We start from the raw sequence: 25667 nt of genomic DNA on the forward strand, positions 1-25667 counted from the left end.
CTGCTTTATGCCTTAATCGTGGTGTTGCGTCGCGAAGCTGCAAATAACGCAACTGCCTCACCGCCGCCCGCGCTGCAAGAACGCGACGACGATGATCACGACGCCCTGCACCGCCGCGTTCAGATACACGCTGATGATGCTGGTGAGGTTGAGGATGTTCGCGATCACCGAGAGCAGGATCGCGCCGATCACCGTGCCCACCACGCGCCCCTCGCCGCCCTTCAGCGCGGTGCCGCCCACTACCACCGCGGCGATCGCCTCGAGCTCCCACAGGAGGCCGGTGGTCGGTGTCGCGGAACCGAGGCGCGGCACGTAGAGCACGGTCGCCACGCCCACGCACATGCCGGTCAGCACGTAGGTCGCGATCTTCACGTGATCGACGCGGATCGCCGCATAGCGCGCAACCTGTTCGTTCGAGCCGATCGCCTGCACGTGACGGCCGAACGCGGTGCGATTCAGGATCAACGCGCCCAGCGCCGCAACGACGAGGAACACCCAGATCGGCACCGGCACGCCGAACAGGCTCGCGTAGTAGACCGGGCCGTACAGATTGGTCAGCGAATCGTTGAGCGTGAGCGCACCGCCGTCCGCGAGCCAGGTCAGCACCGCGCGGAAAATGCCGAGCGTGCCGAGCGTCACGATGAACGGCTCGATCCGCCCTTTGGTAATCAGCAGCCCATGCGCGCAGCCGAACACCGCGCCGAGCAGCAGCGCACACACGATCCCGATGACGAGAATCGTGAGCGGCGCGAACGTGTGCCCGCCGACGCCATTCGCGAGTCCGTTCATCAGCCAGATCATCGTGCCGGCGATCAGCGCGGCCATCGAACCGACCGACAGATCGATGCCGCCCGAGATGATCACGAAGGTCATGCCCACCGCGATGATGCCGATGAACGACGTGCGCGTGAGCACGTTCATCAGGTTGTCGATGGTCGCGAAGTCGCGGTTGAGCAGCGTGCCCGCGATGCAGAGCACGATCAGGCCGGCGAGCGGCCCGAGCCCGTGCAGACGCCTCGCGAGACGCAACGCGCGGCCGGCTTCGGCGGTGTCAGTGTGTGCCGGTGGCATGGGCAATCAACTCCTCTTCGGTCAGCCGGTCGATCCCGAGCGTTCCCTGCAGGCGGCCCGCGCGCATCACCGCAACGCGGTGGCACAGACCGATCAGCTCGATCAGCTCGGACGAGATCACGATCACCGCGCGCCCTTCGGACGCGAGCCGGTGAATCAGGAAATAGATGTCGCGTTTCGCGCCGACGTCGACGCCGCGCGTCGGTTCGTCGAGCACGATCACGTTCGGGTCGGGCTGCAGGAATTTCGCGAGCGCGAGCTTCTGCTGGTTGCCGCCGGAGAGCATCCGCGCGCGGCCCGCCAGATCGCCGGTGCGGATGCCGAAATCGCCGACCGCCTTTTTCAGCGCATCGCGCCCGGCTTTCAGATCGAGCAGCGGATGCGCGTAGCGTTCGAGCGTCATCAGCGTGAGGTTGTCCCGCAGGCTCAGGTCGACGTGCAGGCCCTTGCCTTTACGGTCTTCGCTGAGATACGTGAGGCCGCGGCGCATCGCGTCGCGCGGACTCTTCAGTTCGACGCGCCGCCCTGCGATCTCGACATGGCCCGCGCTCTTTCTGCGCAGGCCGATCAGCGCCTCGAACGCTTCGGTGCGGCCCGCGCCGACCAGCCCCGCGAAACCGAACACTTCGCCCGCGCGCACCTCGAAGCTCAGGTCGTCGACCCAGCCGGGCACGCTCAAACCCTCCACCTTCAGCGCGATGGCCGCATCGGCAGACGGCGGCGCCTTGTCCGGAAACATGTCGGACACGTCGCGACCTACCATCAGGTTCGCCATCTGCTGCCGCGCGAGTCCCGCAGTCTCGCCGCGCGCGACGAAGCGGCCGTCGCGCATCACGATCACTTCATCGGTAATGCGCTCGATCTCGTCGAGCTTGTGCGAGATGTAGACGATCGTCACGCCGTCCGCCTTCAGCTTCGCCATCAGCGTGAAGAGGCGCTCGGTTTCGGCGGGCGTAAGCGTCGCAGTCGGCTCGTCCATGATCAGCAGACGCGCGCGCCGCGACAGCGCCTTCGCGATCTCGACCATCTGCTTTTCCGCGACGATCAGTTCGCGCACCTTCGTGTCCGGATGCTTCGCGAGCCCGACCTGCGCGAGATAGCGCTTCGCGTCGTCGCGCATCGCCGCATCGTCGACGAAGAAGCCGCGCCGCTTCTCGTGGCCGAGATACATGTTCTGCGCGATCGTCAGATGCTCGGCGAGATTGAACTCCTGGTGGATCAGCACGATGCCCGCGCTCTCCGCATCGCGCGAGCCGATGAACTGCCGCGCCTCGCCGTCGATCACGAGCGCGCCGCCGCTCGGCGTTTCGTAACCGGCGAGGATCTTCATCAGCGTCGACTTGCCCGCGCCGTTCTCGCCAAGGAGCCCATAGATGCGTCCCGGCGTCAGCTCGAAGCTCACGCCGTGCAACACCCGCACCGGGCCGAAGTCCTTGCGGATGTCGTCGAAACGCACTGGCAGGCTCATCGTTGCGCTCTCCTGTGCTGCTTTTGCGTGAGTGGTACTTCGTGTGGCCGTGTTACGTGCTGCGTGCTGCGAGTTGTGAACTGCCCGCCTTTACGCGCTCGAACGGATTACGAGCCGATGCGGCAACAGCACGCCCGGCACCGTCGCCGACGGATTCGCGAGCCGCTGCAGCAACAGCCGCGCGGCGGTCCGCCCGAGCTCCTGCATCGGTTGCGAGACGGTGGTGAGCGGCGGGTCGATCTGCGCTGCAACCGCGATGTCGTCGAATCCGATCACCGCGACGTCGTCGGGCACGCGCCGGCCTGCGCCGCGCAGTCCGTTGATCACGCCGATCGCGAGCGTGTCCGACACTGCGAAGATCGCGTCGGGCGTGTCGTCGATGCTGCCGGCGCTCGCGAGCGCGGCTGCCGCCTGCGCGCCCGCAGCATAGTCGAGGCTGTCGAGATTCACGAGCCAGCGCGGGTCGGGCGTGAGACCGGCTTCGGTCAGCGCGTCGAGATAGCCCTGCTGGCGTTGCTGCGCGTAGAGGTAGCCGTCGCCGGAATTGATCAGCGCGATGCGCCGGCGGCCGCGCGCGAGCAGATGGCGGACGGCGTCGCCCGCCGCGCGATAGTTGTCGATGCCGACGTACGGCACGCCGACCGCCTGGTCGAACTCGCAGCAGGCTACCCACGGCAGCGCGCCGGATTCTTCGGCGAGCGCCTGCTGGATGGTCGCGGGGTCGAGGCAGATCGCGCCGTCGGCGCGGCGGCGGCGCAGCAGGTCGAAGTAGCTGCGCTCGCGCCCGGGGTCCGCGCCGGTATCGCAGAGCAGCATGAAGTAGCCGTGCTGACGCGCGACACTGTCGATGCCGCGCACCACTTCCGCATAGAACGGATTGCCGACGTTGGGGACCATCGTGAGCAGCAGCCGGCTTTCGGCGGTGCGCAGATTGCGCGCGAGTTCGTTGACACGGTAGCCGCTGCTTTCGACCGCGGCCATCACGCGCTCGCGCGTTTCGGGGCGCACGTTCGCATGGCCGTTCAGCACGCGCGACACGGTGGCGACAGAGACGCCCGCCCAGTCCGCCACACTCGAAATCGACATGACCGCCGCGGCCGGATGCGCGGCATGCGATGGCGCGTCCACGCTCGCAACCGGTCGAAGGGGTGGTCTCGCTCGCGATGTCTTTCTCGTCATCGGCATGCTTCCCGTTGGGGCTGGCTGCACGGTACAGATTTGTAATCGATTACATTCTTGATCGGTCGCGCAAGGATTCGCAAGGACGAATGGGTAGGGATTTATACCGACGGAGGCGGGAGGCGCGACGAACGAATTTTTGGCACTGACCGCCCCGACACGCGTGTGACGCCACTTGCCCCACCCCTGTCCTTACGCTAAAGTAAGGAAATATCAAATGTGGAGCACGCGATGGCTTCTGCAACTGTGACGTCGAAGGGACAGGTCACCATCCCTGTGGACGTGCGCAACCAACTCGGCCTTTCGGTCGGCGACCGGATCGAATTTATCCAGAACCAGGAAACCGGCCGGTACGAAATCGTCCCGGCAACCCGCTCGGTGACAGCGTTGAAGGGCATCATCCGCAAGCCTGCGAAACCGGTGTCCATCGAAGACATGAATGCCGCTATCGCCGCGCAGGGGGCCTCTGCCCGATGATTGGTCTCGACACGAACGTATTGGTCCGTTATTTCGCACAAGACGAGGTTGCCCAGGCACGAAAGGCGAGCACCCTCATTGAGTCACTGACGCCGGAACGCCCCGGCTACATCACCCAGGTCGCGTTGACCGAAGTCGTATGGGTGCTGGGGCGCGCATATGGCGCCGGACGAGAGGAAATCACGCAGGTGATCGAAACGTTGCTGCGCACGAGGGAGCTGGCCGTCGAAGCCGCAGAAACTGTGTGGAAGGCATTGCGGCTATATGCAGGTTCGTCCGCCGACTTTGCCGACTGCTTGATCGAGCGCACGTGCCACGAGGCAGGGTGCGAATACACAGCGACATTCGACGCGAAAGCAGCCAAAACGGCAGGCCTGCGACTCATCAAGTAACCGTCCATCCCCCCGCAAAGCCACATCCCGCTTTGGTACAATTGCAAGGTTATGCAGCAGGCCCGCGCGGGCGGCCCGGCAGGGTGCCGGCAAAAGTCCGCACCCTCGCGCCGCTGCAGATTCGAGCCGCCCGGCGCACCGCACGGGTCATCCGGCCGTCATACAGGCCGCCGCAACCACACCGCTGAACAACCATGAATCTCGAACAAGCGCGCTTTAACATGATCGAACAACAGATCCGCCCTTGGGACGTGCTCGATCAGGACGTCCTGAATCTGCTGTCGATCGTCAAGCGGGAGAACTTCGTCCCGGCCGCCTACCGCAACATGGCGTTCGTCGACTTCCAGGTTCCGCTGCCGGGCGGCCAGCACATGCTGCCGCCGCGCGTCGAGGCGCGCGTGCTGCAGGAACTCGCCGTGAAGAAGCACGAAAGCGTGCTGGAAATCGGCGCAGGCTCGGGCTACATGGCCGCCCTCCTCGCGCACCGCGCGCAGCACGTGCTGACCGTGGACATTTCTCCTGAACTCGCCGAGCTGGCGAAGTCGAACCTCGTGGCGAACGGCGTACCGAACGCCGAAGTCGCGACCGGCGACGGCTCGCGCGGCTGGCCCGCGGCGGCGCCGTACGACGTGATCGTCGTGTCGGGCGGCACGCCGGTGCTGCCGCAGGAACTCCTCGAACAACTGAAGGTGGGCGGCCGCCTCGCCGCGTTCGTCGGTACCGCGCCCGTCATGAAGACGCAGATCATCACGCGCGTCGACGAGAAGCAGTACCGCATCGCCGACGTGTTCGAAACCTACGTCGAGCCGCTGATCAACGCCGTGCAGCCGCCGCGCTTCAAGTTCTGAGCCTGGAACGAAGGCCGTCTTCGCTGTGCATGTCGCCTGAAGCACGCGGCAACGCATCGGGCGAACGGCGGCCCTGCCCGATGCCCTTGACCGATGCGCAACTGGAATTCCCGATGCAAAATCTGACCGCCCCCGCTCTCGCCGAATGGCTCGCCGATACGTCGCGCGCGGCGCCCGTGCTGCTCGACGTGCGCGAGCCGTGGGAAATCGCCACCGCGCAGATCGCCGGCAGCACGTCGATCCCGATGCGCGAAATCCCGGCGCGCAGCGAAGAACTCGACGACGACGCGCAGATCGTCTGCATCTGCCATCACGGCGCCCGCAGTGCGCAGGTCGCGATGTTCCTCGAATCGCGCGGCTATGCGAAGGTCTTCAACCTGCAAGGCGGCATCGACGCATGGTCGCGTCAGGTCGATGCGTCCGTGCCGACGTACTGAAGACTGACTGACACGCGCGGCACGTTAGCCCGCCTTACCTCAGCTTCTTGCGCATCACCACGTTCGGCACCGCCACGCCGCGCACGAGCGGCGTGCGCCGTTCGATCACCGCAAACCCGAAGTGAGCGAAGAACGGCTCGGCCGTGCGGCTCACGTGCGCGGTGAGCCGCGGCAACGCGAGCGCTTTCGCCTGTTCGTGCAGGTGCATCATCAGCTCGCGCCCGACGCCGCCGCCAGCATACGCGCCCGCCACATAGAAGTGATCGATCAGACCATCCGGCTGAAGATCCGCATACGCGACGATCTCATCGTCCGTTTCCACGACGTAAGGCCTGAGCGCGCGCATGCGCTCCGCCCACGCGTCGGGGTCGGCATCGAGCGGTGCCCACGCATGCAGCTGCTCGGCCGTGTAATCGTTGCGCGCCAGCCGATGCACGGACGACACGAAGACCCGCAGCAAGGCGGGTTCGTCGCCCTCACGAAACGCGCGGATCTCCATCGCTCGTCTACCTGACGTGGCCTCACGACAGCCGCCCAAAGCGCGACACGGGTAGCACACTCGCAATTCCCGATGACGCCTGCAAGACGACACCCATCGTGCGAATCCCGCGCGGCACCCACCGCCGCGCTCAGTCCACTTCCTTCAGCGCTGCGCCAACGGTCGCGAAGATTTCCGCGACCTGCGCCTCGTCGACGATCAGCGGCGGCGAGAACGCCAGAATGTCGCCGGTAAAACGCGTCAGCACGCCCTTCTGATAGCAGCGCTGGAACACTTCCGCGGCTCGCGCGCCGGGCGCACCGTCGCGCGGCTTCAGCTCCACGCCGCCAATCAGCCCGAGATTGCGCACGTCGATCACGTGCCGCTCGCCCTGCAGCCTGTGGATCTCGCGCTCGAAGACCGGCGCCATCTTCGCTGCCTGCTCGAAGAGGCCATCGCGCTCGTACAGGTCGATCGTCGCGCATGCGGCCGCCGCCGCAATCGGATGGCCGGAGTACGTGTAGCCGTGGAACAGCTCGATGCCCGCCGGCGCGCCGTTGATGACCGAGTCGTGGATCCGGCTGCTCGCAGCCACGGCGCCCATCGGCGCGGCGGCGTTGTTGGTGCCTTTCGCCATCGTCAGCAGATCGGGCGTGACGCCGAAGTACTGCGCGGCGAACGGCGCGCCGAGGCGCCCCCAGCCGGTGATCACCTCGTCGAAGATCAGCAGGATGCCGTGCCTGTCGCACAGCTCGCGCAGCCGCTGCAGATAGCCCTGCGGCGGAATCAGCACGCCGGTCGAGCCCGCCACCGGCTCGACGATCACCGCGGCGATCGTCGACGCGTCATGCAGCGTGACGATCCGCTCGAGCTCGTCGGCGAGATGTGCGCCCCATGCCGGCTGCCCTTTCGAAAATGCCGCTTCCTTGATATTGAGCGTATGCGGCAGATGATCGACCGACGGCAGCAGCCCACCCGAAAACGCCTTGCGGTTCGGCGCGATCCCGCCCACCGAAATGCCGCCGAAGCCGACGCCGTGATAGCCCCGCTCGCGACCGATGAAGCGGGTGCGCTGCCCCTCGCCGCGCGAACGGTGATACGCGAGCGCAATCTTCAGCGCAGTGTCGACCGCTTCCGAACCCGAGTTCACGAAAAAGATATGTTTCAGGTCGCCGGGCGTATGGCGAGCGATTTTCGTCGCGGCCTCGAACGCCTTCGGGTGGCCCATCTGAAAGGTCGGCGCGAAGTCCATCTCTTCGGCCTGCTGCTTCACCGCGGCGACGATCTCGTCGCGGCAATGCCCGGCGTTCACGCACCACAGGCCCGCGGTGCCGTCCAGGATGCGGCGGCCATCGTGCGACGTGTAGTACATCCCCTTCGCGCTCACGAGCAGCCGCGGTGCGCTCTTGAACTGCCGGTTCGCAGTGAACGGCATCCAGAACGCGGAGAGGTCGGGAGTGCCGCCGGCGCCGGCAGCGCGTTCGTTCATACGTGTCTCCATCGTCGTGGTGTGTGGGCCTGCCGATGCGCAATGACGCAGGCTGGCATTCCAGTGTAGGCAGCGATCCGTGCATGCACAACGGGAACGCGGCGCTGCACCGCCCGCGTTCCTGGCGGTCGCCCGCCCGCGCACGCGCATCGCCGTTTGAACCTTCCTGTGCTTCGCGACGGCGCGGCGCGCACCGCAACGACGCGCAGCGCGCCGCGCTGCACCAGTTTCGCTCGTGGCGCGACAGCGCGCTTTCATCCGCGACGGCGACGAAGCGCGATGCGGCATGGCTCGCCGCTCGATCCGCGCCATCGTGTCGATTGGCATACCCCTTGCAGTAATCGCGCTGCTCAACGACCGCGAGGCCATCCGCGTCGGGCCGCCACCGCGGGCGACACGGATCGGACACCGAACCACGGCAGAGGCGCGCTCGCAGCGCCGCTCGCCTCACGGCGTCGCACGCATTCCGCGCATGAATGCCCGCGCAGCAGTCAACCGACAACGAGCGCCGGCAGCGCACCGCGAGCCGTTCGCACCGGCCGCACACATTCAACCACCAACGGCAAGGGGAAGCACATGAAACGTCGCAGTCTGTTGAAGCTCGGTTCGATGTCCGGCGCGCTCGCGCTGGCGGGTCGCGTCCCGTTCGCGCAAGCGGCGGACACGGGCCCGATCAAGGTCGGCGTGCTGCATTCGCTGTCCGGCACGATGGCCATCTCCGAAACTTCGCTGAAAGACACGGCGCTGATGACGTTCGCGGAAATCAACGCGAGCGGCGGCGTGATGGGCCGCAAGATCGAGCCGGTGGTCGTGGACCCGGCGTCGAACTGGCCGCTGTTCGCCGAAAAGGCGCGCGGTCTCCTCACGCAGGACAAGGTCGCGGTCGTGTTCGGCTGCTGGACCTCGGTGTCGCGCAAATCGGTGCTGCCGGTGTTCGAGGAACTGAACGGCCTCCTCTTCTACCCGGTGCAGTACGAAGGCGAAGAGATGTCGCGCAACGTGTTCTATACGGGCGCCGCGCCGAACCAGCAGGCAATTCCCGCCACCGAATACCTGATGAGCGCGGAAGGCGGCGGCGCGAAGCGCTTCTTCCTGCTCGGCACCGACTACGTGTATCCGCGCACGACCAACAAGATCCTGCGCGCGTTCCTGAATTCGAAGGGCGTGCAGGACGCCGACATCCAGGAGGTCTACACGCCGTTCGGTCATAGCGACTACCAGACCATCGTCGCGAACATCAAGACCTTCTCGCAGGGCGGCAAGACCGCGGTGATCTCCACCGTGAACGGCGACTCGAACGTGCCGTTCTACAAGGAGCTCGGCAACCAGGGGCTGAAGGCGACGGACGTGCCGGTCGTCGCGTTCTCGGTCGGCGAGGAAGAGCTGCGCGGTATCGACACGAAGCCGCTGGTCGGCAACCTCGCGGCGTGGAACTACTTCATGTCGCTGCGCGATCCGCAGAACAGCAAGTTCAAGGCGCAGTTCGCCGAGTGGGTGAAGAAGAACAACCTGCCGGGCGGCGACAAGCGCGTGACGAACGACCCGATGGAAGCGACCTACGTGGGCATCCACATGTGGAAGCAGGCCGTCGAGAAAGCGAAGAGCACCGACGTCGACAAGGTGCGCGTCGCGATGATCGGCCAGAAGTTCAACGCGCCGTCGGGCTTCGTGCTGGAGATGGACGGCAATCACCATCTGCACAAGCCGGTAATGATCGGCGAAGTGCGCGCGGACGGCCAGTTCAACGTCGTGTGGCGCACCAAGACGACGATCCGCGCGCAACCGTGGAGCCCGTTCATCGCGGGTAACCAGGGCAAGCCGGATGTGGTGTCGTCGATTCCGGACTTTCTGCGCCGCCGTCGCGTCGCGTGATCGACGCATCGATGTACTGAAGATGTGCTGAAGACGCATTGAAGCACTGAAGCAGCAAGAACGGGCGGCACGCGTTGCAGCAGCGCCGCCGCCCGCCGCAGCACACACGCCGCCCGACGTCATGCGGGGCGGCGCCCTCAACCCGCTGCACGTTGTACGCCTTCTCATGATCTACCGCCATTCGCTTCGGGCGCTGCTGGTTTCGATCCTGTTCGCGCTCGCCAGTCCCGCCGTCTTCGGAGAGACGCCCGCCGCGCTCACCACCGATGATGTCGCGCCGCTCGCGCAGGACGACTTCGATGCCAAATCCGCCGCGATCGACAAATTGATCGCGCGACACGACGCACCGTCGCGCGCAATCCTGAAGGCGCTCTCCGCAGACAACGTGCTCGCCGCCGACAGCGGCGAAGTGCTGCTGCAGGACGGCGACGCGCTGAAGGACGCCGTCTCCGGCAAGACCGTCACCGCGAACGACGCGCAGCCGGTCACGCTGAACAATCTGCTGCGCTCGAAAGTGGCGGGCGCGCTGTCGGGCCTGCAGCTCGATTCGCCGGATCTGGAGACGCGCCGCGCCGCCGTCGAAGCGCTGCTGAAGGATCCCGATCCGTCGATGAAAGCGCAGATCGACGCCGCGCGCGCGAAGGAAACCGACCCGGCGCTGAAGAAGCGCCTCGATACGCTGTGGGCGATGACCGCGCTGCACAACCCTGATGTGGCGACGCGGCTCGAAGCGGTGAAGCTCGTGGCCGCGCGACACGACCTGGATATGTACGAGCTGCTGCGTCCGCTCGTCGCGAAGAAAGCCGACGGCAGTTTCGCCGAACCGAACGACGCGATCCGCGCGGCCGCGCAGCAAGGCATCGATTCGCTCGACGCGATCCAGCGGCGCAGCGAGATCGCGGGCACCGTGTTCGCGGGGCTGTCGCTCGGCAGCGTGCTGCTGCTCGCGGCACTCGGCCTTGCGATCACGTATGGCCTGATCGGCGTGATCAACATGGCGCACGGCGAGTTTCTGATGATCGGCGCGTACGCGACCTACGTCGTGCAGAACCTCGTACAACGCTACGCACCCGGCGCGTTCGACTGGTATCCGCTGTTCGCGATTCCCGCGTCGTTTCTCGCGGCGGCGCTCGTCGGCATCGTGCTCGAACGGCTCGTGCTGAAGCATCTGTATGGCCGCCCGCTCGAAACGCTGCTGACTACCTTCGGCGTGAGCCTGATCCTGATCCAGGCCACGCGGATGATCTTCGGCGCGCAGAATGTGCAGGTGTCGAACCCGTCGTGGATGAGCGGCGGCGTCACCGTGCTGCCGAACCTGATCCTGCCGTACAACCGCATCGCGATCCTTGCGTTTTCGCTCATCGTCGTGGGCATCGCGTGGGCCGTGCTGACGAAGACACGCCTCGGCCTGTTCGTGCGCGCCGTCACGCAGAACCGCCGGATGGCTGCGTGCGTCGGCGTGAAGACGGCGCTCGTCGATTCGTATGCGTTCGCGTTCGGCGCGGGCATCGCGGGCCTTGGCGGCTGCGCGCTCTCGCAGATCGGTAACGTGGGTCCGGATCTCGGCCAGAACTACATCATCGATTCGTTCATGGCGGTAGTGCTGGGCGGCGTCGGGCAGATCGCCGGCACGGTGATCGGCGGCTTCGGGCTCGGGCTCGTCAGCAAGGCAATCGAACCGTTCTGGGGCGCGGTGCTCGCGAAGATCGCGGTGCTCGTGCTGATCGTGCTGTTTATCCAGAAGCGTCCGCAGGGCATGTTCGCCCTGAAGGGCCGCAGCGCGGAGGCCTGAGATGACCACGGCAACCTCCTCCGTCCCGACACCGCAGGACGCCACGCAAGGCGCACTGCCGCCATCTTCGCGCGGCGCGCAGGAAGGCTTTGCACTCGGCCTGCCACCGCGGCCCGCGCTGCTCTCGCGCGGCGCGTGGCTCGCGCTGATCGCGCTGATCGTGGCCGTCGGTCTCGGCGTGCCGTTCTCCGCGCTCGTGCTGCCCGAGTCCAGCACGTTCCATCTGTCCGCGTATGCGATGACGCTCGCGGGCAAGTTCATGTGCTACGCGATCGGCGCGCTCGCGCTCGATCTCGTGTGGGGCTACTGCGGCATCCTGAGTCTTGGCCACGCGCTCTTCTTCGCGCTCGGCGGCTACGCGATCGGCATGTACCTGATGCGCGCAATCGGCCACGATGGCGTGTACGGCAGCGATCTGCCCGACTTCATGGTGTTCCTCAACTGGAAAGCGATGCCGTGGTACTGGGCCGGCACGCAGCACCTGTGGTACGCGCTGCTGCTGGTGGTACTGGTGCCCGCGATCATTGCGTGGGTGTTCGGCTTCTTCACGTTCCGCTCGCGCGTGAAGGGCGTCTACCTGTCGATCATCACGCAGGCGCTGACCTTCGCCGCGATGCTGCTGTTCTACCGCAACGAGACCGGCTTCGGCGGCAACAACGGCTTCACGGATTTCAAGCGCATCGGCGGCTTTCCGATCACGCATCCGGGCACCCGCACCGCACTCTTCCTGATGACGTTCGCGGTGCTCGTGCTCGCGTTCCTCGGCGCGCGCGCGATCGTCACATCGAAGCTCGGCCGCGTGGTCACCGCGGTGCGCGACGGCGAGACGCGGCTGATGTTCCTCGGCTACAGCCCGCTCGCGTACAAGCTGTTCGTGTGGACCGTGTCTGCCGTGCTGTGCGGCATCGCAGGTGCGCTGTATGTGCCGCAGGTCGGCATCATCAACCCGAGCGAGATGTCGCCGGGCAATTCGATCGAAATGGCGATCTGGGTGGCCGTGGGCGGACGCGGCACGCTGATCGGACCGATCATCGGCGCGTTCGCGGTGAACGGCGCGAAGAGCTTCTTCACCGCGTATTTCGCGGAGTACTGGCTGTTCTTTCTCGGCCTGATTTTCGTGCTGGTGCCGCTCCTGCTGCCCAACGGAATCATGGGGCTGATCGACGTCGCGCTCTCCAGAACGTTTGCGCGCAAGAGCAAGGAGCCACGATGATGAACGAGAACGCGATGGCCCCCGACCTCACGCATCCCGACGAGTTCGACGCGGGCAGCAACGGCAAAACCATCGACGACGGCCACGCGCTGTCCGGCACCGCGGAACTGGGCCGCGTCGTCACGCCCGGCGAGATCGACGTGTCGCACGGCACGATTCTCTACCTCGACGACGTGACCGTCAGCTTCGACGGCTTTCGCGCGCTCAATACGCTGTCGCTGTCGATCGACGCGGGCGAGCTGCGCTGCATCATCGGCCCGAACGGTGCGGGCAAGACCACGATGATGGACGTGATCACCGGCAAGACGCGGCCCGATCACGGCAAGGTGTTCCTCGGCCAGACCATCGACCTCACGCGGATGAACGAGCCGGAGATCGCGCGCGCGGGCATCGGCCGCAAGTTCCAGAAGCCGACCGTGTTCGAGCAGCACCCGGTGTGGGAGAACCTCGAACTCGCGATGAAAACCGACAAGGGCTGGTGGGCGTCGCTGCGCGCACGGCTCGACCGCAGCGCGCAGGCGCGCATCGAAGAAACGCTCGGCATCATCCGTCTGGAAGGCGAGGCGCGGCGGCCGGCGGGAGAACTCTCGCACGGCCAGAAGCAGCGGCTGGAGATCGGCATGCTGCTGATGCAACAGCCGGCGCTGCTGCTGCTCGATGAACCGGCAGCCGGCATGACCGACGACGAAACGATGCAGCTCGCCGAGCTGCTGAATCATCTGCGCGGCACGTGTTCGATGATGGTCGTCGAACACGACATGGAGTTCGTCGCGGCGCTCGCGGGCGACACGGGCAAGGTCACCGTGATGGCGGAAGGCCACGTGCTCGCGCACGGCACGCTCGACGAAGTGAAGCAGGACGAGGCGGTGATCGAATCGTATCTGGGCCGCTGAGTTCTGGCGGCGCTGAGCACTACACGCTTTAGGAAGGAACACCGACCATGCTGGAAGTCGAAGGGCTGAACCAATACTATGGCGGCAGCCACATCCTGCGCGACGTGAAGCTGACCGTGCCCGAAGGTAAGCTGACAGTCCTGCTTGGCCGCAACGGCGTCGGCAAGACGACGCTGCTGCGCTGCCTGATGGGCGTCGTGCATCCGAAGAACGGCTCGATCGCGTGGCGCGGTCATGCGCTCACGAAGCTGCCCACCTATGCGCGCGTCGCGCAGGGTCTCGCGTACGTGCCGCAAGGGCGCGATATCTTCCCACGGCTGACCGTCGAAGAGAACCTGCTGGTCGGCGCCGCGAGCCGCAAGGCGTCGGCGAAAATCCCGGACCGCATCTACGAGCTTTTCCCGGTGCTGAAAGACATGCGCGCGCGACGCGGCGGCGATCTGTCCGGCGGCCAGCAGCAACAGCTCGCGATCGGCCGCGCGCTGATGAGCGAGCCGCAGCTGCTGATTCTCGACGAGCCGACCGAAGGCATCCAGCCGTCGATCATCCAGGACATCGGCCGCACGCTCAGGCAGCTTGTCGAGGAAATGAGCATGACGGTGCTGCTCGTCGAGCAGTACTACGATTTCGCAAAGGCGATCGCGGACCGCTACTGGGTGATGAGCCGCGGCGAGATCGTCGCGGGCGGCGAAGGCGCGGCGATGGATCAGGATGGCGTGCGCGAGCTGATCGCGGTTTGATCCCGGTTTGATCCCGGTTTGATCGCGGGTTGGTCACATCAGCGCGCTGCTGCTATGCTCGCGCCAACGCTCACCCTGCCCTTTCGCATTTCGCATGTCCCTGCACGAACACCACGCAGCGCTCGCTCCCGCTTCCGTCGACCCGAACGCGTCCTCAGCAGACTGGCTCGCGACGCTCGAACTCGGCTTCGCGCGGCACGGCGAACGCACGACGCTCGCGCACCGGAAGCATCAGGGTCCGCTGCGCGTGCAGCGTCCGCTGTACCCCGAGGGCACGGGCATCTGTCACGCGGTGATCGTGCATCCGCCGGGCGGCGTGGCGGGCGGCGACCGCCTCGGCATCGAGATCGACGTCGGCGAACACGCGCATGCGGTGCTCACCACGCCGGGCGCGACCAAGTGGTACAAGTCGAACGGCCGCGACGCGCGGCAAGCCATCAATATCCGCGTTGGCGCGGGCGCGAGGCTCGACTGGCTGCCGCAGAACAACATCGTGTTCGATGCCGCGCACGCGTCGCTCGGCTTCACGCTGACGCTCGCCGAGGGCGCGACCGCGATCGGCTGGGACGCGACGCAACTCGGCCGGCAAGCGGCGGGCGAATGCTGGTCCGCCGGCACCTTGCGCGCGGATGCGAAGATCATCGGCGCGAACGGCAACACGCTGTGGCTCGAACGCACGCGGCTCTCCGCGCACGATCCGCTGCGCGACGCGCCGCAGGGCCTCGCGGGCTTTCCGGCGTTCGGCACGCTGTGGGCGATCGGGCCCAACTGCAACGAAGCGCTCGCCGAAACGCTCGCGCCGTCGCTGCCATTCGACGACACGATGCGCGCAGGCACATCGTGCGTCGCCGACGGCGTGCTGCTGATCCGCGTGCTCGCGCGCTCGATGGAGCGGCTGCAGCAGACGCTCGCCGCAAGCTGGACCACCTTGCGCCCGATCGTGCATGGCGTCGACGCAGCGCCGTTGCGGATCTGGTCGACCTGAGTGGTCGACATCAGTGTGTCGAGATAAGCGACCTGAGCATCGCGCGCGCACCGTTGTCGCGCATCCCATGCGGCACCACCTGAAGCCGCGCGCAAAAGCGGTGCACATGTGCCGCTTTTCTGTGTGAAAGCACCGCGCCAACGCGCTTTCGCCTGGCATACAGCTTGCAATATCTGGCGCCCGACAGTGCCGCACCCGACGGCAGTCGTTTCTTCACGCCACCACCACTCGCTCAGGATCCGCTCCCGATGAACACCACCCGCCGCACGCAGCTGGCCAGCCTGCTGCTCGCCCCGCTCTTCGTCTTCGCCAGCTTCATGTCGAGCGTCGCGCACGCCGATGCGCTCGACAACATCACGAAAGCCGGCGTGCTGAAAGTCGCCGTGCCCGAAGACTATCCGCCGTTCGGCTCGGTCGGCCCCGACATGAAGCCGCAAGGCTACGACATCGACACCGCCGCGCTGCTGGCGAAGTCGCTGAAGGTGAAGCTCGAGCTTGTGCCCGTGAACAGCTCGAACCGCATTCCGTATCTGCAGACGAGCAAGGTCGACCTCGTGATCTCGTCGCTCGGCAAGACGCCCGACCGCGAGAAGGTGATCGACTTCTCGAACGCGTACGCGCCGTACTACCAGGGCGTGTTCGGCCCGGCCGACGTGAAGGTGGCGAGCCCGGCGGACCTGACCGGCAAGACGGTCGGCGCGACCCGCGGCGCGCTCGAGGAAATCGCGCTCACGCAGATGGCGCCGAACGCGACCATCAAGCGCTTCGACGACAACAACGCGACGATCGCCGCGTTCCTGTCGGGCCAGGTGCAGCTGATCGCGGCGGGCAACATCGTCGCGGCCACGATCCTGTCGAAGAACCCGCCGCGCCGGCCGGAACCGAAGTTCGTGATCAAGAACTCGCCGTGCTTCATCGGCATGAACAAGAACGAGCCGCACCTGATGCAGAAGGTCAACGACGCGATCGCGCAGGCGAAGCAGGACGGCGAGCTGAACACGATGTCGAAGAAGTGGTTCGGCGCGCCGCTGCCTTCGGACCTTTAAACGCGATCCGCCAGCACGGCGGGCGACAACGCCTGCTCGACCGGCAGGCGTTGTCGTATGATTCGCGATGACGCCGCACGCGCGCGCAGACTGACGCGTCGCCACCCACCGACACTTCACGCCCCTCATCGATGAAGCTGACACCTCGCGAAAAGGACAAGCTCCTGATCTTCACCGCCGCGCTGCTCGCCGAGCGGCGCCGCGCCCGCGGCCTGAAACTCAACTATCCGGAAGCGGTTGCTTTCATTTCGGCTGCATTGATGGAAGCAGCGCGCGACGGCAAGACCGTGGCAGAAGTGATGCACTACGGCACGACGCTCCTCACGCGCGACGACGTGATGGAAGGCGTGCCCGAGATGATTCCCGATATCCAGGTCGAAGCCACGTTTCCGGACGGCACGAAGCTCGTGACCGTTCATCATCCGATTCCATAGTGGGGCACACAATGATCCCCGGCGAACTGATAACCGACGACGGCGAACACGAACTGAACGCGGGCCGCGAGACGGTCACCGTCACCGTGTCCAACACCGGTGACCGGCCCGTGCAGGTCGGCTCGCACTACCACTTCTACGAAGTCAACACCGCGCTCGCATTCGATCGCGAAGCGGCGCGCGGCTTTCGCCTGAACATCGCGGCCGGCACCGCGGTGCGCTTCGAGCCCGGACAGGAACGCACGGTCGAACTCGTCGCGCTCGCGGGCGATCGCATCGTCCATGGCTTCAACGGCAAGGTCATGGGCAAGCTCTGAACGCGGCCCGACCCCACACTTCGCGGACACCCACATGACTCTACGCATCGGCCGCCGCGCGTACGCGGAAATGTTCGGCCCCACGACCGGCGACCGCGTCCGGCTCGCGGACACGGAACTCGTGATCGAGATTGAGAAGGACTACACGATCTACGGCGAGGAAGTGAAATTCGGCGGCGGCAAGGTGATCCGCGACGGCATGGGCCAGTCGCAGCGCGTCGCGAAAGACGTCGTCGATACGGTCGTCACCAACGCGGTGATCCTCGATCACTGGGGCATCGTGAAGGCCGACATCGGCATCAAGGGCGGACGCATCGTCGCGATCGGCAAGGCCGGCAATCCGGACATCCAGCCCGGCGTGACGATCGCGATCGGCGCGGCAACGGAAGTGATCGCCGGCGAAGGGATGATCGTCACGGCGGGCGGCATCGATACGCACATCCACTTCATCAGCCCGCAGCAGATCGACGAGGCGCTCGCGAGCGGCGTGACGACGATGCTCGGCGGCGGCACCGGCCCCGCCACCGGCACGAACGCGACCACCTGCACGCCGGGTCCGTGGCATATGGAGCGCATGCTGCAGGCTGCCGACGGCTGGCCGATCAATCTCGGCTTTCTGGGCAAGGGCAACGTGAGCCAGCCCGCCCCGGCCACCGAGCAGATCGCCGCCGGCGCGATCGGCCTGAAACTGCACGAAGACTGGGGCACGACGCCCGCCGCGATCGACAACTGTCTCTCCGTTGCGGACGACACCGATACGCAGGTCGCGATCCACACGGATACGCTGAACGAAGCGGGCTTCGTCGAAGCGACGGTGGCTGCGTTCAAGGGTCGCACGATCCACACGTATCACACCGAAGGCGCGGGCGGTGGCCACGCGCCGGACATCATCAAGGTCTGCGGCGAGGCGAACGTACTGCCTTCGTCGACCAATCCGACACGCCCGTACACCGTCAACACGCTCGACGAGCACCTCGACATGCTGATGGTGTGCCACCACCTCGATCCGTCGATCGCGGAAGACATCGCGTTCGCCGAATCGCGGATCCGCCGCGAGACGATCGCGGCCGAAGACATCCTGCACGATCTCGGCGCGCTGTCGATGCTCTCTTCCGACTCGCAGGCGATGGGCCGTGTCGGTGAGGTGATCATCCGCACGTGGCAGACCGCGCACAAGATGAAGGTGCAGCGCGGCGCGCTGCCCGAAGACAGCACGCGCAACGACAATTTCCGCGCGAAGCGATATGTCGCGAAGTACACCATCAACCCGGCGCTCACGCACGGCATCGCGCACGAAGTCGGATCGATCGAGCCGGGCAAGTGGGCCGACATCGTATTCTGGGAGCCGGCGTTTTTCGGCATCAAGCCCGCGCTGATCCTGAAGGGCGGCATGATCGCGGTCGCGCAGATGGGTGACCCGAACGCATCGATCCCCACGCCGCAGCCCGTGCATTACCGGGAGATGTTCGCGACCCGTGGCGGCGCGCTCGCGCAGACGTCGTTCACGTTCGTCTCGCAACTGGCATTGGACCAGGGCATCGGCGAACGCTACGGCCTGCGAAAGCGTCTCGTCGCGGTGAAAAACTGCCGCGACGTGACGAAAGCGCACATGATCCACAATGCGTGGCAACCGTCGATCAGCGTCGATCCGGAGACCTATCAGGTGATCGCGGATGGCCAGTTGCTGACCTGCGAACCCGCTACTGTGCTGCCGATGGCGCAGCGCTATTTCCTGTTCTGATTTCGCTTCGAGGCACTACGGCATGCGCACGCTCGACAAACGCATCGACCCACACGTGAAGCTTGCCGCGGTGCTCGTGAAGCGCGCGCCGACCGTCACGCTCGCGTACGACGCGCGCTGCAAGAGCCGGCTCGCGGTCACGCTCGACAACGGCGAGGAAGCGGCCGTGCTGCTGCCGCGCGGCACCATCCTGCGCGACGGCGACATGCTGGTCGGCCAGGACGGCGGACTGGTGCGCGTCGTCGCAGCGGCCGAAGCCGTGCTGCTCGTCACCGCGCACGACCGCCTGACGCTGACGCGCGCTGCGTATCACCTCGGCAACCGGCACACGCCGGTCGAGGTCAGCGTGGAGTCGCTGAAGCTCGAGGCCGATCCGGTGCTCGAAGACATGCTGCGGCGGCTCGGCGCGACGGTCGAGCACGCGACGCTGCCGTTTCAGCCCGAAGCGGGCGCGTATGGCGGCGGTCATCGGCATGGGCACGACGAAACCTTCGCGGAAGACTACGCGCTCGCACAGAAGGTGTTCGACGAGCATCATGGGCATGCGCATTCGCATGATCACGCGCATGGACATTCGCATGGGCACGCTCACGATCATTCGCACGAGCACGTGCATGACGAATCGTGCGGCCACGATCACAGCCACGACGATCACCACGGCCATGCGCATCGCTGAGCTGACCGCGCTGCTGCATCTCGCTTCGCCGGCGCTGCCGATCGGCGCGTTCAGCTACTCGCAGGGTCTCGAAGCCGCGATCGAAGCGCAGCTCGTCACCGATGCCGACAGCGCCCGCCAATGGATCGCGCGCGGCCTCGACGACGTGCTCGCGCGCGGCGAGCTGCCGTTTCTCGCGCACCAGCTCGAACGCTGGCGCAATCATGACGTCGATGCGTTGCATGCGGAAAACGCCGCGTTCATCGCGAGCCGCGAATCGATGGAATTGCGCCGCGAGACCGAACAGATGGGCTGGTCGCTGCGGCAGTTGTGCGTGTCGCTCGAATGGGGCGATGCATCGCGACGTGTGACGCTCAGCGCGCTTCAGCCCATCGCGCAGCCCACCGCGTTCGCGTTCGCCGCGTTCGTGCACGATGCGTCGCCGGACGCGACGCTCGCCGCCTACGCGTTCAGCTGGGTCGAAAACCAGGCCGCGGCCGCGCTGAAAGCGGTACCGCTCGGCCAGTTCGCCGGCCAGCGCATCGTCGTCGCGCTGCGCGACGCGATCGAAGGCGCGGTCACGCGTGCGCTCGCCACCTCGCCCGACGACCTCAACACGTTCGCGCCGCAGCTCGGCATTCTGTCGGCGCGACACGAATCGCAGTACTCCCGCCTGTTCCGCTCCTGACGCTTCCGGCTCACCTCGAACATGAACGCACCTCACGCATCTCACGCTTCGCATCCACGCACGAAGAAACTGCCGCCGCTGCGCGTGGGCGTGGGCGGCCCGGTCGGCTCGGGCAAGACCACGCTGCTCGAAATGCTCTGCAAGGCGATGCGCGATCATTACGACCTCGTCGCGATCACCAACGACATCTACACGAAGGAGGACCAACGCCTCCTGACGGTGGCGGGCGCGCTGCCTGCCGAACGGATCATGGGCGTGGAGACGGGCGGCTGCCCGCACACGGCGATCCGCGAGGACGCGTCAATCAATCTCGAAGCGGTGGACCGGATGCTGTCGCGCTTCCCCGATGCGGACATCGTGTTCATCGAATCGGGCGGCGACAACCTCGCGGCCACCTTCAGCCCGGAGCTGTCGGACCTGACGATCTACGTGATCGACGTGGCCGGCGGCGAAAAGATTCCACGCAAGGGCGGGCCCGGCATCACGAAGTCGGATCTGCTCGTGATCAACAAGACCGACCTCGCGCCATTCGTCGGTGCGAACCTCGACGTGATGGCGTCCGACACGAAGAAGATGCGCGGCGAGCGGCCGTTCGTGATGTGCAACCTGAAAGCGCTCGACGGGCTCGATCAGGTGATCGCATTCATCGAGACAAAGGGCTTGCTGAAGGTGTGAACGCGGCCCGCGTCATGCGCGGGCCGCGTTCACTGCATCACTGAACTTTCTTCGCGGCCGCGATGATCGCGTCCGCGACCACGCGCGGCTGGCTCAGCATCACGACGTGGCTCGCGTTCACGTCGATGGCGGTTGCGCGGATCTGGCTCGCCATCGCCTGTTGCGCCTGCGGGTCGATCATCCGGTCCGCCTTCGTCACGACGAACCACGACGGCTTGCTGTGCCACGCGGCATCGGTGACCTTGTCGTCGGTACAGCCCGCGAACCACGGGCCCTGCGTGTCGGCGACGAGCCGCGCCTCTGCCGGCGGCAGGTCCTGCGCGAAATCATGCAGGATGCCGTTTGTGGACAGCGTCAGGAAGCCCGCGGAATCCTTGCGCAGTTCGCCCGCCCACACCGGTGCGGGCTTGCCCTTCAGCATGTCGTTGATCGACTGGCCGTTGTCGGGCGCGAACGCGGCCACGTAGACGAGCGCCTTCACCTTGTCGTCGTTGCCGGCCTGCGTGATCACCACGCCGCCCCATGAGTGGCCGACCAGCACGACCGGCCCCGTCTGCTGATCGATCACGCGCTTCGTCGCGGCCGCGTCGTCGGCAAGCGAGCTCAACGGATTCTGCACGGACACGACGTGCAGCCCGCGCGCCTCGAGGAGCGGAATCACCTTGTCCCAGCTCGAACCGTCGGCGAACGCGCCGTGCACGAGCACGACGTTCCTGCCCTTCAGGTCTTCGGTGGGCGCAGCATGCGCAGCGGATCCGGCGAACAGGCCGCCGAGCAGCAACGCCGACGCCAGGCACTTCTTCAACAGTGAGTTCATGGTGGACTCCTCGTCACGGGTTGGGATGGCCGTCAGGATCGCAGCCAGGCCGCGCCGGCGGTATCGGTCGAATGACCGACCCGGGGCTGCGCTATAGTGGCCGGCGTGCCGCAGATAGCGATGCCTTGACGGTGATTCCTTGGACGAAAACGAAACCGCACCCGGAGCAGGCTCGACGGTCCGCGTGTACGACGCGGTGAAAGCGCTCGCATTCATCGGCGATCTCAGCATGGGGCAGCCGACCGACCATTCGCTGCGCACCGCATGGCTCGCCGCGCAGCTCGCGTTGGCTGCGGGCGAAGGCGACGCGGACGTGGAAACCGCCGCGGAGGTGTCCCTCCTGCGCTGGTCGGGCTGCACGGCCAACGCCGCGGGATTCGCCGACGTGCTCGGCGACGACATCGGCGGTCGTGAAGCGATGCTCGCCGCACGCCCCGACTGGGCGAAGCCGCTGGATCCGCTGGGCGGCATCGAGACCGCGATCACGCCGCTCGCGCAGATTCACTGCGAGGTCTCCGGCGAGGTCGCGCGGATGCTCGGCCTCGCCCGCGGCTCCGAAGCGGCGCTGCGGCATATCTTCGAAGCGTGGGACGGTACGGGCCTGCCCGACGGTCTGGCGGGCGCGGCCGTGCCGCGAACGGTGTTCGTCGTATCGCTCGCGGGCGATCTCGAGATTTTCAGCCGCGTGTATGGGCTGCCCCGCGCGCTCGCATTGATCGCGGAGCGCGCCGGCATGCGCTACCCGCCGAACCTGGCGGCGCTCGTCGCGCGTCACTCGGCGTACTGGCTCGATACGCTTGCCAGCACGGAACCCGCCGCGCTCGACGAAGCTGTTCTCACGCCGCAGATGCGCGAAAACACCTCGGCCGAGCTGATCGCGGACGTGATCGATCTGAAGCTGCCGTGGATGACCGGTTACTCGCGCGCGGTCGCGCGCACCGCGGCCGCGTGCAGCGCGCGGCTTGGCGGCGCCGCGGAGAATCAGGCGTGCCTCTACGCCGCGGGTCTCATACACGGCATCGGGCGCGCGGCGGTGCCGAACGCGATCTGGAATACACGCGGCACCTTGTCCGCGGCCGCGTGGGAGAAGGTGCGGCTCGTGCCGTACTGGACCTCGCGCGCGGGGCGGCAAACGGGCGCGCTGGCGCGGGCGGCAGAACTCGCTTCGTACGCGTATGAGCGGCTCGACGGCTCCGGCTATTTCCGCGGCGCGGCGGGACCCGCGTTGTCGCTCGATGCGCGGGTGCTCGGCGCCGCTGTCGCGTACGTTGCGCTCGGTGCGCGACGGCCGTGGCGCAACGCACTGACGGCTGCCGAAGTCACACAACGCCTGCGCGACGAAGCGCGCGCGGGCCGCTTCGATGGCGACGTGGTGGAAGCATTGCTCGGCGCGCAGGATGCGCCTTCACGCGTGGCTCGTTCGCGGCCGCTGACGGTGCGCCTGTCCGGGCGCGAACTCGACGTGCTGCGCTCGATCAGCCGCGGCGCGAGCAACAAGGAAGCGGCGCGCGAACTCGATCTGAGCCCGAGCACGGTGCGCACGCATGTCGAAAGCGTGTTCCGCAAGCTCGAATGCTCGACGCGCGCAGCAGCGACGTTGAAGGCTTCGGGGATGGGGTTGCTGTAGGGTGTGATCGCACCGACGCGCGAAATCACAGCAGGATTCGCGCGCCGTCACCCGACATTTTCTCGTTCTCGTCGGAATTTCTTCAGTATGGCCGTCCCGGTGATCCGCGAGCACGAAAATTTTTCAGTTTTGGGTGGAGATGTCGGTCCCTCAGGAATTGTGAAACGAGCCGACACTCCATGCCCCACTCGCGCTGATCATCACCGCCCACGCGGTAAGATGCCCGCTGTGATCCACCCGCACACGAGGTGCCATCGCCATGCCCGACACCGATCTTGCCGGCACCTACCGGCGTTACATCGACTGCCTGAATCGCCAGGACTGGCCGGCGCTGGGGCAATTCGTTGCGGACGACGTGAAGCACAACAGCCGGCCGTTCGGCCTGGCGGGTTATCGCGAGATGCTGGAGCGGGACTTCCGCGAAATCCCGGACCTGTACTTCAACATCGAGCTGCTGGTCTGCGACCCGCCTCATGTTGCGAGCCGTCTGCGTTTCAACTGCGCGCCCGCGGGCACGTTTCTCGGGCTACGCGTGAATGGCAGGAAAGTGTCCTTCACGGAAAACGTCTTCTACGCGTATCACGCAGGCAAGATCGCCCAGGTCTGGTCGATCGTCGACAAGGCCGCGATCGAGGCGCAGCTTGCCGGAGCGTAATTCCATGAAAGCAATCCATCCCGACCCGGCACTGCCGGCGAGCGAATTCGGCAACCTGTTGCGCTACTGGCGCGATGCGCGCGGTGTGAGCCAGCTGGAGCTGTCACTCGATGCCGGTATCTCGCAACGGCAGATCAGCTTCATCGAGAGCGGACGCAGCGTGCCGGGCCGTGACACGATCCTCGTGCTCGCGCAGACCCTGGACGTGCCGTTACGCGAGCGCAATGCGCTGCTGCTCGCCGCCGGCTATGCGCCCAGGTACCCGGATGCGCCGTGGAACGGGCAGGAGATGACTGCGGTGCTGCGCGCGCTGGAACGGGTGGTACGCCAGCATGAACCGTATCCGTCGCTCGTGATGGATCGGCACTGGAACGTGCTGATGACGAACGACGCCGCGCCGCGCTTTTTCAACCAGTTCATCGACATGGCTGCGCGCAGGCCGCCGCGCAACATGTTGCATCTGATCTTCGACCCGCGAGGCATGCGTCCGTTCGTGGCCGACTGGGACAGTGTGTCGCGCAGTCTGCTGCAACGCGTGTATCGCGAAGCGGTGGGTCGCGTGATCGACGACGACACGAGGCGGCTGCTCGACAGCCTGCTCGCCTATCCGGACGTACCACGCGACTGGAAAGCGCATCATGCACAGTCCGCCGGATCCGCGATGCCGATCGTGCCGCTCAGCTTCGTCAGGGATGGCGCCGTGCTGCGCTATTTCTCGATGGTGACGACCGTTGCGACACCGCAATACGTCGCCGCGCAGGAATTGCGCCTCGAATGCATGTTCCCCGTTGACGACGAAACGGAAGCGCGCCATCGGCAGCTGCTCGACGCGCAGCCACGGCAGCATTGACCCGCCAGATCAGATCGCTGACCGCAAACGCAGCGGCTGTCGAAGCACGCATAGCTGCGGCGTTTTCATGCAGACCCATACCGGTTTCCTGACTGGCACTCCGGCCTAATCAGGTGTGCGAATCAAATTCGGCACAGATTTTCCACCCGAGGCACCGACGGCGAGTTGACAGAATTATTGACGCAAGAGTGACAGATTTAATACGGTCTACGACAGGGTGCGGCGACGATCGCTCGGCAGAACTGATCCTGGAGTCGTTGCGCGAGGTCTGGTCCTGGTGGTTGCAGGATGGCGAGGACGATCCGCTCGATGACGATCTTCGTTTCAGTCCCGATCCGCGAGCATCGGCCAGTTCGTTTCGTCAGCGCTGGGAGCCTAGGACACCGCTCATCGCGAGCCTTGACGAGGACAGCACAACGGGCATTACGGGTACGCGCCTGTGGCACGTGATGCGACGGTTTTTCCGGCAGGCCGCGGATGTGATCGGCACTGACCATCCTGTCGTTGCCGAAAAATTACGGCGTGCCAGCCCGCATTGGACCCGCCACACCATGCAACACACGCTCTCGCCCGCGGCGCCGAGCTGACCACAGTGCGAGATAACCTGCGTCATGCATCAATCGCGACCACGTCGTTTTACCTGCAGAGCGACGAGGTCAAACGGGCTCGCCAGATGAATCACGCGTTCGAAGCACGATAGCGAGCCAGGCCGCCTCGACCCAATGTCCCAGTTCGACCCGAAGCCGACGACCGAATCTTCAGAGTGCTATGTCGGCTAACGACTCTCTTTCGGCCATCCAATCACGCACCTTCCATGCGACAGCAAAT

Annotated in this window: 26 protein-coding genes and 1 pseudogene; 21 read left to right on the plus strand and 6 right to left on the minus strand. The window is 66.0% G+C overall.

The genetic code is table 11. The annotated features are described in order from the left end of the window. Positions 1-57: 57 nt before the first annotated feature. The 3 genes from DVS29_RS25025 to DVS29_RS25035 all read right to left on the minus strand — a co-directional run bounded on the left by DVS29_RS25025 (position 58) and on the right by DVS29_RS25035 (position 3625). Positions 58-1071: an ABC transporter permease gene (locus DVS29_RS25025; RefSeq protein WP_118183210.1), complete on the minus strand. Its 1014-nt coding sequence runs from the start codon at positions 1069-1071 to the stop codon at positions 58-60. Further along, positions 1052-2539, minus strand: coding sequence for a sugar ABC transporter ATP-binding protein (locus DVS29_RS25030; RefSeq protein WP_118183211.1), 1488 nt, complete (start codon positions 2537-2539; stop codon positions 1052-1054). Before DVS29_RS25030 ends, DVS29_RS25025 begins: the two co-directional genes overlap by 20 nt. Positions 2540-2629: 90 nt before the next feature. Then, on the minus strand, positions 2630-3625 hold the full coding sequence (locus DVS29_RS25035; RefSeq protein ID WP_240655789.1) for a LacI family DNA-binding transcriptional regulator: 996 nt from the start codon (positions 3623-3625) through the stop codon (positions 2630-2632). A gap of 324 nt (positions 3626-3949) precedes the next feature. Here DVS29_RS25035 and DVS29_RS25040 point away from each other — a divergent pair, with 324 nt between their 5' ends. The 4 genes from DVS29_RS25040 (at position 3950) to DVS29_RS25055 (ending at position 5872) form a co-directional block, all read left to right on the plus strand. Beyond that, positions 3950-4195, plus strand: a complete 246-nt coding sequence (locus DVS29_RS25040; RefSeq protein ID WP_118183212.1) for an AbrB/MazE/SpoVT family DNA-binding domain-containing protein — start codon at positions 3950-3952, stop codon at positions 4193-4195. Beyond that, positions 4192-4587, plus strand: a complete 396-nt coding sequence (locus DVS29_RS25045) for a PIN domain-containing protein (RefSeq protein ID WP_118183213.1) — start codon at positions 4192-4194, stop codon at positions 4585-4587. The genes DVS29_RS25040 and DVS29_RS25045 overlap by 4 nt, the downstream gene beginning before the upstream one ends. Positions 4588-4781: 194 nt before the next feature. Continuing rightward, positions 4782-5435 carry a protein-L-isoaspartate O-methyltransferase family protein gene (locus tag DVS29_RS25050; RefSeq protein ID WP_118183214.1) on the plus strand — a complete coding sequence of 218 codons (654 nt, stop codon included), beginning with the start codon at positions 4782-4784 and terminating at the stop codon, positions 5433-5435. 113 nt (positions 5436-5548) lie between these two features. Beyond that, entirely contained in the window at positions 5549-5872 is a 324-nt protein-coding gene (locus DVS29_RS25055) for a rhodanese-like domain-containing protein (RefSeq protein WP_118183239.1), read from the plus strand. A 34-nt stretch (positions 5873-5906) separates the two neighbouring features. On the opposite strand, the gene DVS29_RS25060 is transcribed toward DVS29_RS25055, so the two are convergent. Both DVS29_RS25060 and aptA read right to left on the minus strand, forming a co-directional pair. Beyond that, on the minus strand, positions 5907-6371 hold the full coding sequence (locus DVS29_RS25060) for a GNAT family N-acetyltransferase (protein ID WP_118183215.1): 465 nt from the start codon (positions 6369-6371) through the stop codon (positions 5907-5909). Between the two features lie 130 nt (positions 6372-6501). Next, the gene (aptA, locus tag DVS29_RS25065; protein WP_118183216.1) at positions 6502-7839 is read right to left on the minus strand and encodes an omega-aminotransferase AptA; all 1338 of its coding nucleotides are present in this window, start codon (positions 7837-7839) and stop codon (positions 6502-6504) included. Between the two features lie 576 nt (positions 7840-8415). Between aptA and urtA the strand changes: the two genes are divergently transcribed. The 13 genes from urtA (at position 8416) to ureG (ending at position 20890) form a co-directional block, all read left to right on the plus strand. After that, positions 8416-9711 carry an urea ABC transporter substrate-binding protein gene (gene urtA / locus DVS29_RS25075; RefSeq protein ID WP_118183218.1) on the plus strand — a complete coding sequence of 432 codons (1296 nt, stop codon included), beginning with the start codon at positions 8416-8418 and terminating at the stop codon, positions 9709-9711. A gap of 166 nt (positions 9712-9877) precedes the next feature. Further along, positions 9878-11503, plus strand: coding sequence for an urea ABC transporter permease subunit UrtB (urtB, locus tag DVS29_RS25080; RefSeq protein WP_240655787.1), 1626 nt, complete (start codon positions 9878-9880; stop codon positions 11501-11503). 1 nt (position 11504) lies between these two features. Further along, positions 11505-12716 (plus strand): urea ABC transporter permease subunit UrtC, encoded by a 1212-nt coding sequence (urtC, locus tag DVS29_RS25085; RefSeq protein WP_118183220.1) that lies wholly within the window; start codon positions 11505-11507, stop codon positions 12714-12716. Further along, a complete protein-coding gene (gene urtD / locus DVS29_RS25090) occupies positions 12716-13609 on the plus strand; it encodes an urea ABC transporter ATP-binding protein UrtD (RefSeq protein WP_118183240.1) in 894 nt (297 codons plus the stop codon). The genes urtC and urtD overlap by 1 nt, the downstream gene beginning before the upstream one ends. Before the next feature lie 47 nt (positions 13610-13656). Continuing rightward, on the plus strand, positions 13657-14349 hold the full coding sequence (gene urtE / locus DVS29_RS25095) for an urea ABC transporter ATP-binding subunit UrtE (RefSeq protein ID WP_118183221.1): 693 nt from the start codon (positions 13657-13659) through the stop codon (positions 14347-14349). 94 nt (positions 14350-14443) lie between these two features. Next, on the plus strand, positions 14444-15334 hold the full coding sequence (locus tag DVS29_RS25100; protein ID WP_118183222.1) for an urease accessory protein UreD: 891 nt from the start codon (positions 14444-14446) through the stop codon (positions 15332-15334). Between the two features lie 248 nt (positions 15335-15582). Then, positions 15583-16380: a transporter substrate-binding domain-containing protein gene (locus DVS29_RS25105; protein WP_118183223.1), complete on the plus strand. Its 798-nt coding sequence runs from the start codon at positions 15583-15585 to the stop codon at positions 16378-16380. Positions 16381-16511: 131 nt separating this feature from the next. Then, entirely contained in the window at positions 16512-16814 is a 303-nt protein-coding gene (ureA, locus tag DVS29_RS25110; protein WP_017773123.1) for an urease subunit gamma, read from the plus strand. Between the two features lie 11 nt (positions 16815-16825). Beyond that, positions 16826-17131: an urease subunit beta gene (locus DVS29_RS25115; protein WP_118183241.1), complete on the plus strand. Its 306-nt coding sequence runs from the start codon at positions 16826-16828 to the stop codon at positions 17129-17131. 34 nt (positions 17132-17165) lie between these two features. Then, complete coding sequence (gene ureC / locus DVS29_RS25120) at positions 17166-18872, plus strand: urease subunit alpha (RefSeq protein WP_118183224.1); 1707 nt, start codon at positions 17166-17168, stop codon at positions 18870-18872. Positions 18873-18894: 22 nt separating this feature from the next. Continuing rightward, positions 18895-19548: an urease accessory protein UreE gene (gene ureE / locus DVS29_RS25125; RefSeq protein ID WP_118183225.1), complete on the plus strand. Its 654-nt coding sequence runs from the start codon at positions 18895-18897 to the stop codon at positions 19546-19548. Further along, entirely contained in the window at positions 19535-20215 is a 681-nt protein-coding gene (locus tag DVS29_RS25130) for an urease accessory protein UreF (protein WP_118183226.1), read from the plus strand. Before ureE ends, DVS29_RS25130 begins: the two co-directional genes overlap by 14 nt. Before the next feature lie 21 nt (positions 20216-20236). After that, positions 20237-20890, plus strand: coding sequence for an urease accessory protein UreG (ureG, locus tag DVS29_RS25135; RefSeq protein WP_118183227.1), 654 nt, complete (start codon positions 20237-20239; stop codon positions 20888-20890). Positions 20891-20927: 37 nt separating this feature from the next. Here the strand turns inward: ureG and DVS29_RS25140 are convergent, their stop codons facing one another. After that, on the minus strand, positions 20928-21707 hold the full coding sequence (locus DVS29_RS25140) for an alpha/beta fold hydrolase (RefSeq protein WP_118183228.1): 780 nt from the start codon (positions 21705-21707) through the stop codon (positions 20928-20930). Between the two features lie 139 nt (positions 21708-21846). On the opposite strand from DVS29_RS25140, the gene DVS29_RS25145 reads away from it, so the two are divergent. The 4 genes and pseudogenes from DVS29_RS25145 to DVS29_RS25160 all read left to right on the plus strand — a co-directional run. Next, the gene (locus tag DVS29_RS25145; RefSeq protein WP_240655788.1) at positions 21847-23334 is read left to right on the plus strand and encodes an HD domain-containing phosphohydrolase; all 1488 of its coding nucleotides are present in this window, start codon (positions 21847-21849) and stop codon (positions 23332-23334) included. A 259-nt stretch (positions 23335-23593) separates the two neighbouring features. Further along, on the plus strand, positions 23594-23989 hold the full coding sequence (locus tag DVS29_RS25150) for an ester cyclase (RefSeq protein WP_118183229.1): 396 nt from the start codon (positions 23594-23596) through the stop codon (positions 23987-23989). Positions 23990-23993: 4 nt separating this feature from the next. Next, positions 23994-24839 (plus strand): helix-turn-helix transcriptional regulator, encoded by an 846-nt coding sequence (locus DVS29_RS25155; RefSeq protein WP_118183230.1) that lies wholly within the window; start codon positions 23994-23996, stop codon positions 24837-24839. Positions 24840-25198: 359 nt separating this feature from the next. Continuing rightward, positions 25199-25539 (plus strand): annotated as a pseudogene (locus DVS29_RS25160) (tyrosine-type recombinase/integrase); the annotation flags it as partial. Between the last annotated feature and the right edge of the window lie 128 nt (positions 25540-25667).

Source organism: Paraburkholderia phosphatilytica, assembly GCF_003443895.1.
GTDB classification, from domain to species: Bacteria; Pseudomonadota; Gammaproteobacteria; order Burkholderiales; family Burkholderiaceae; genus Paraburkholderia; species Paraburkholderia phosphatilytica.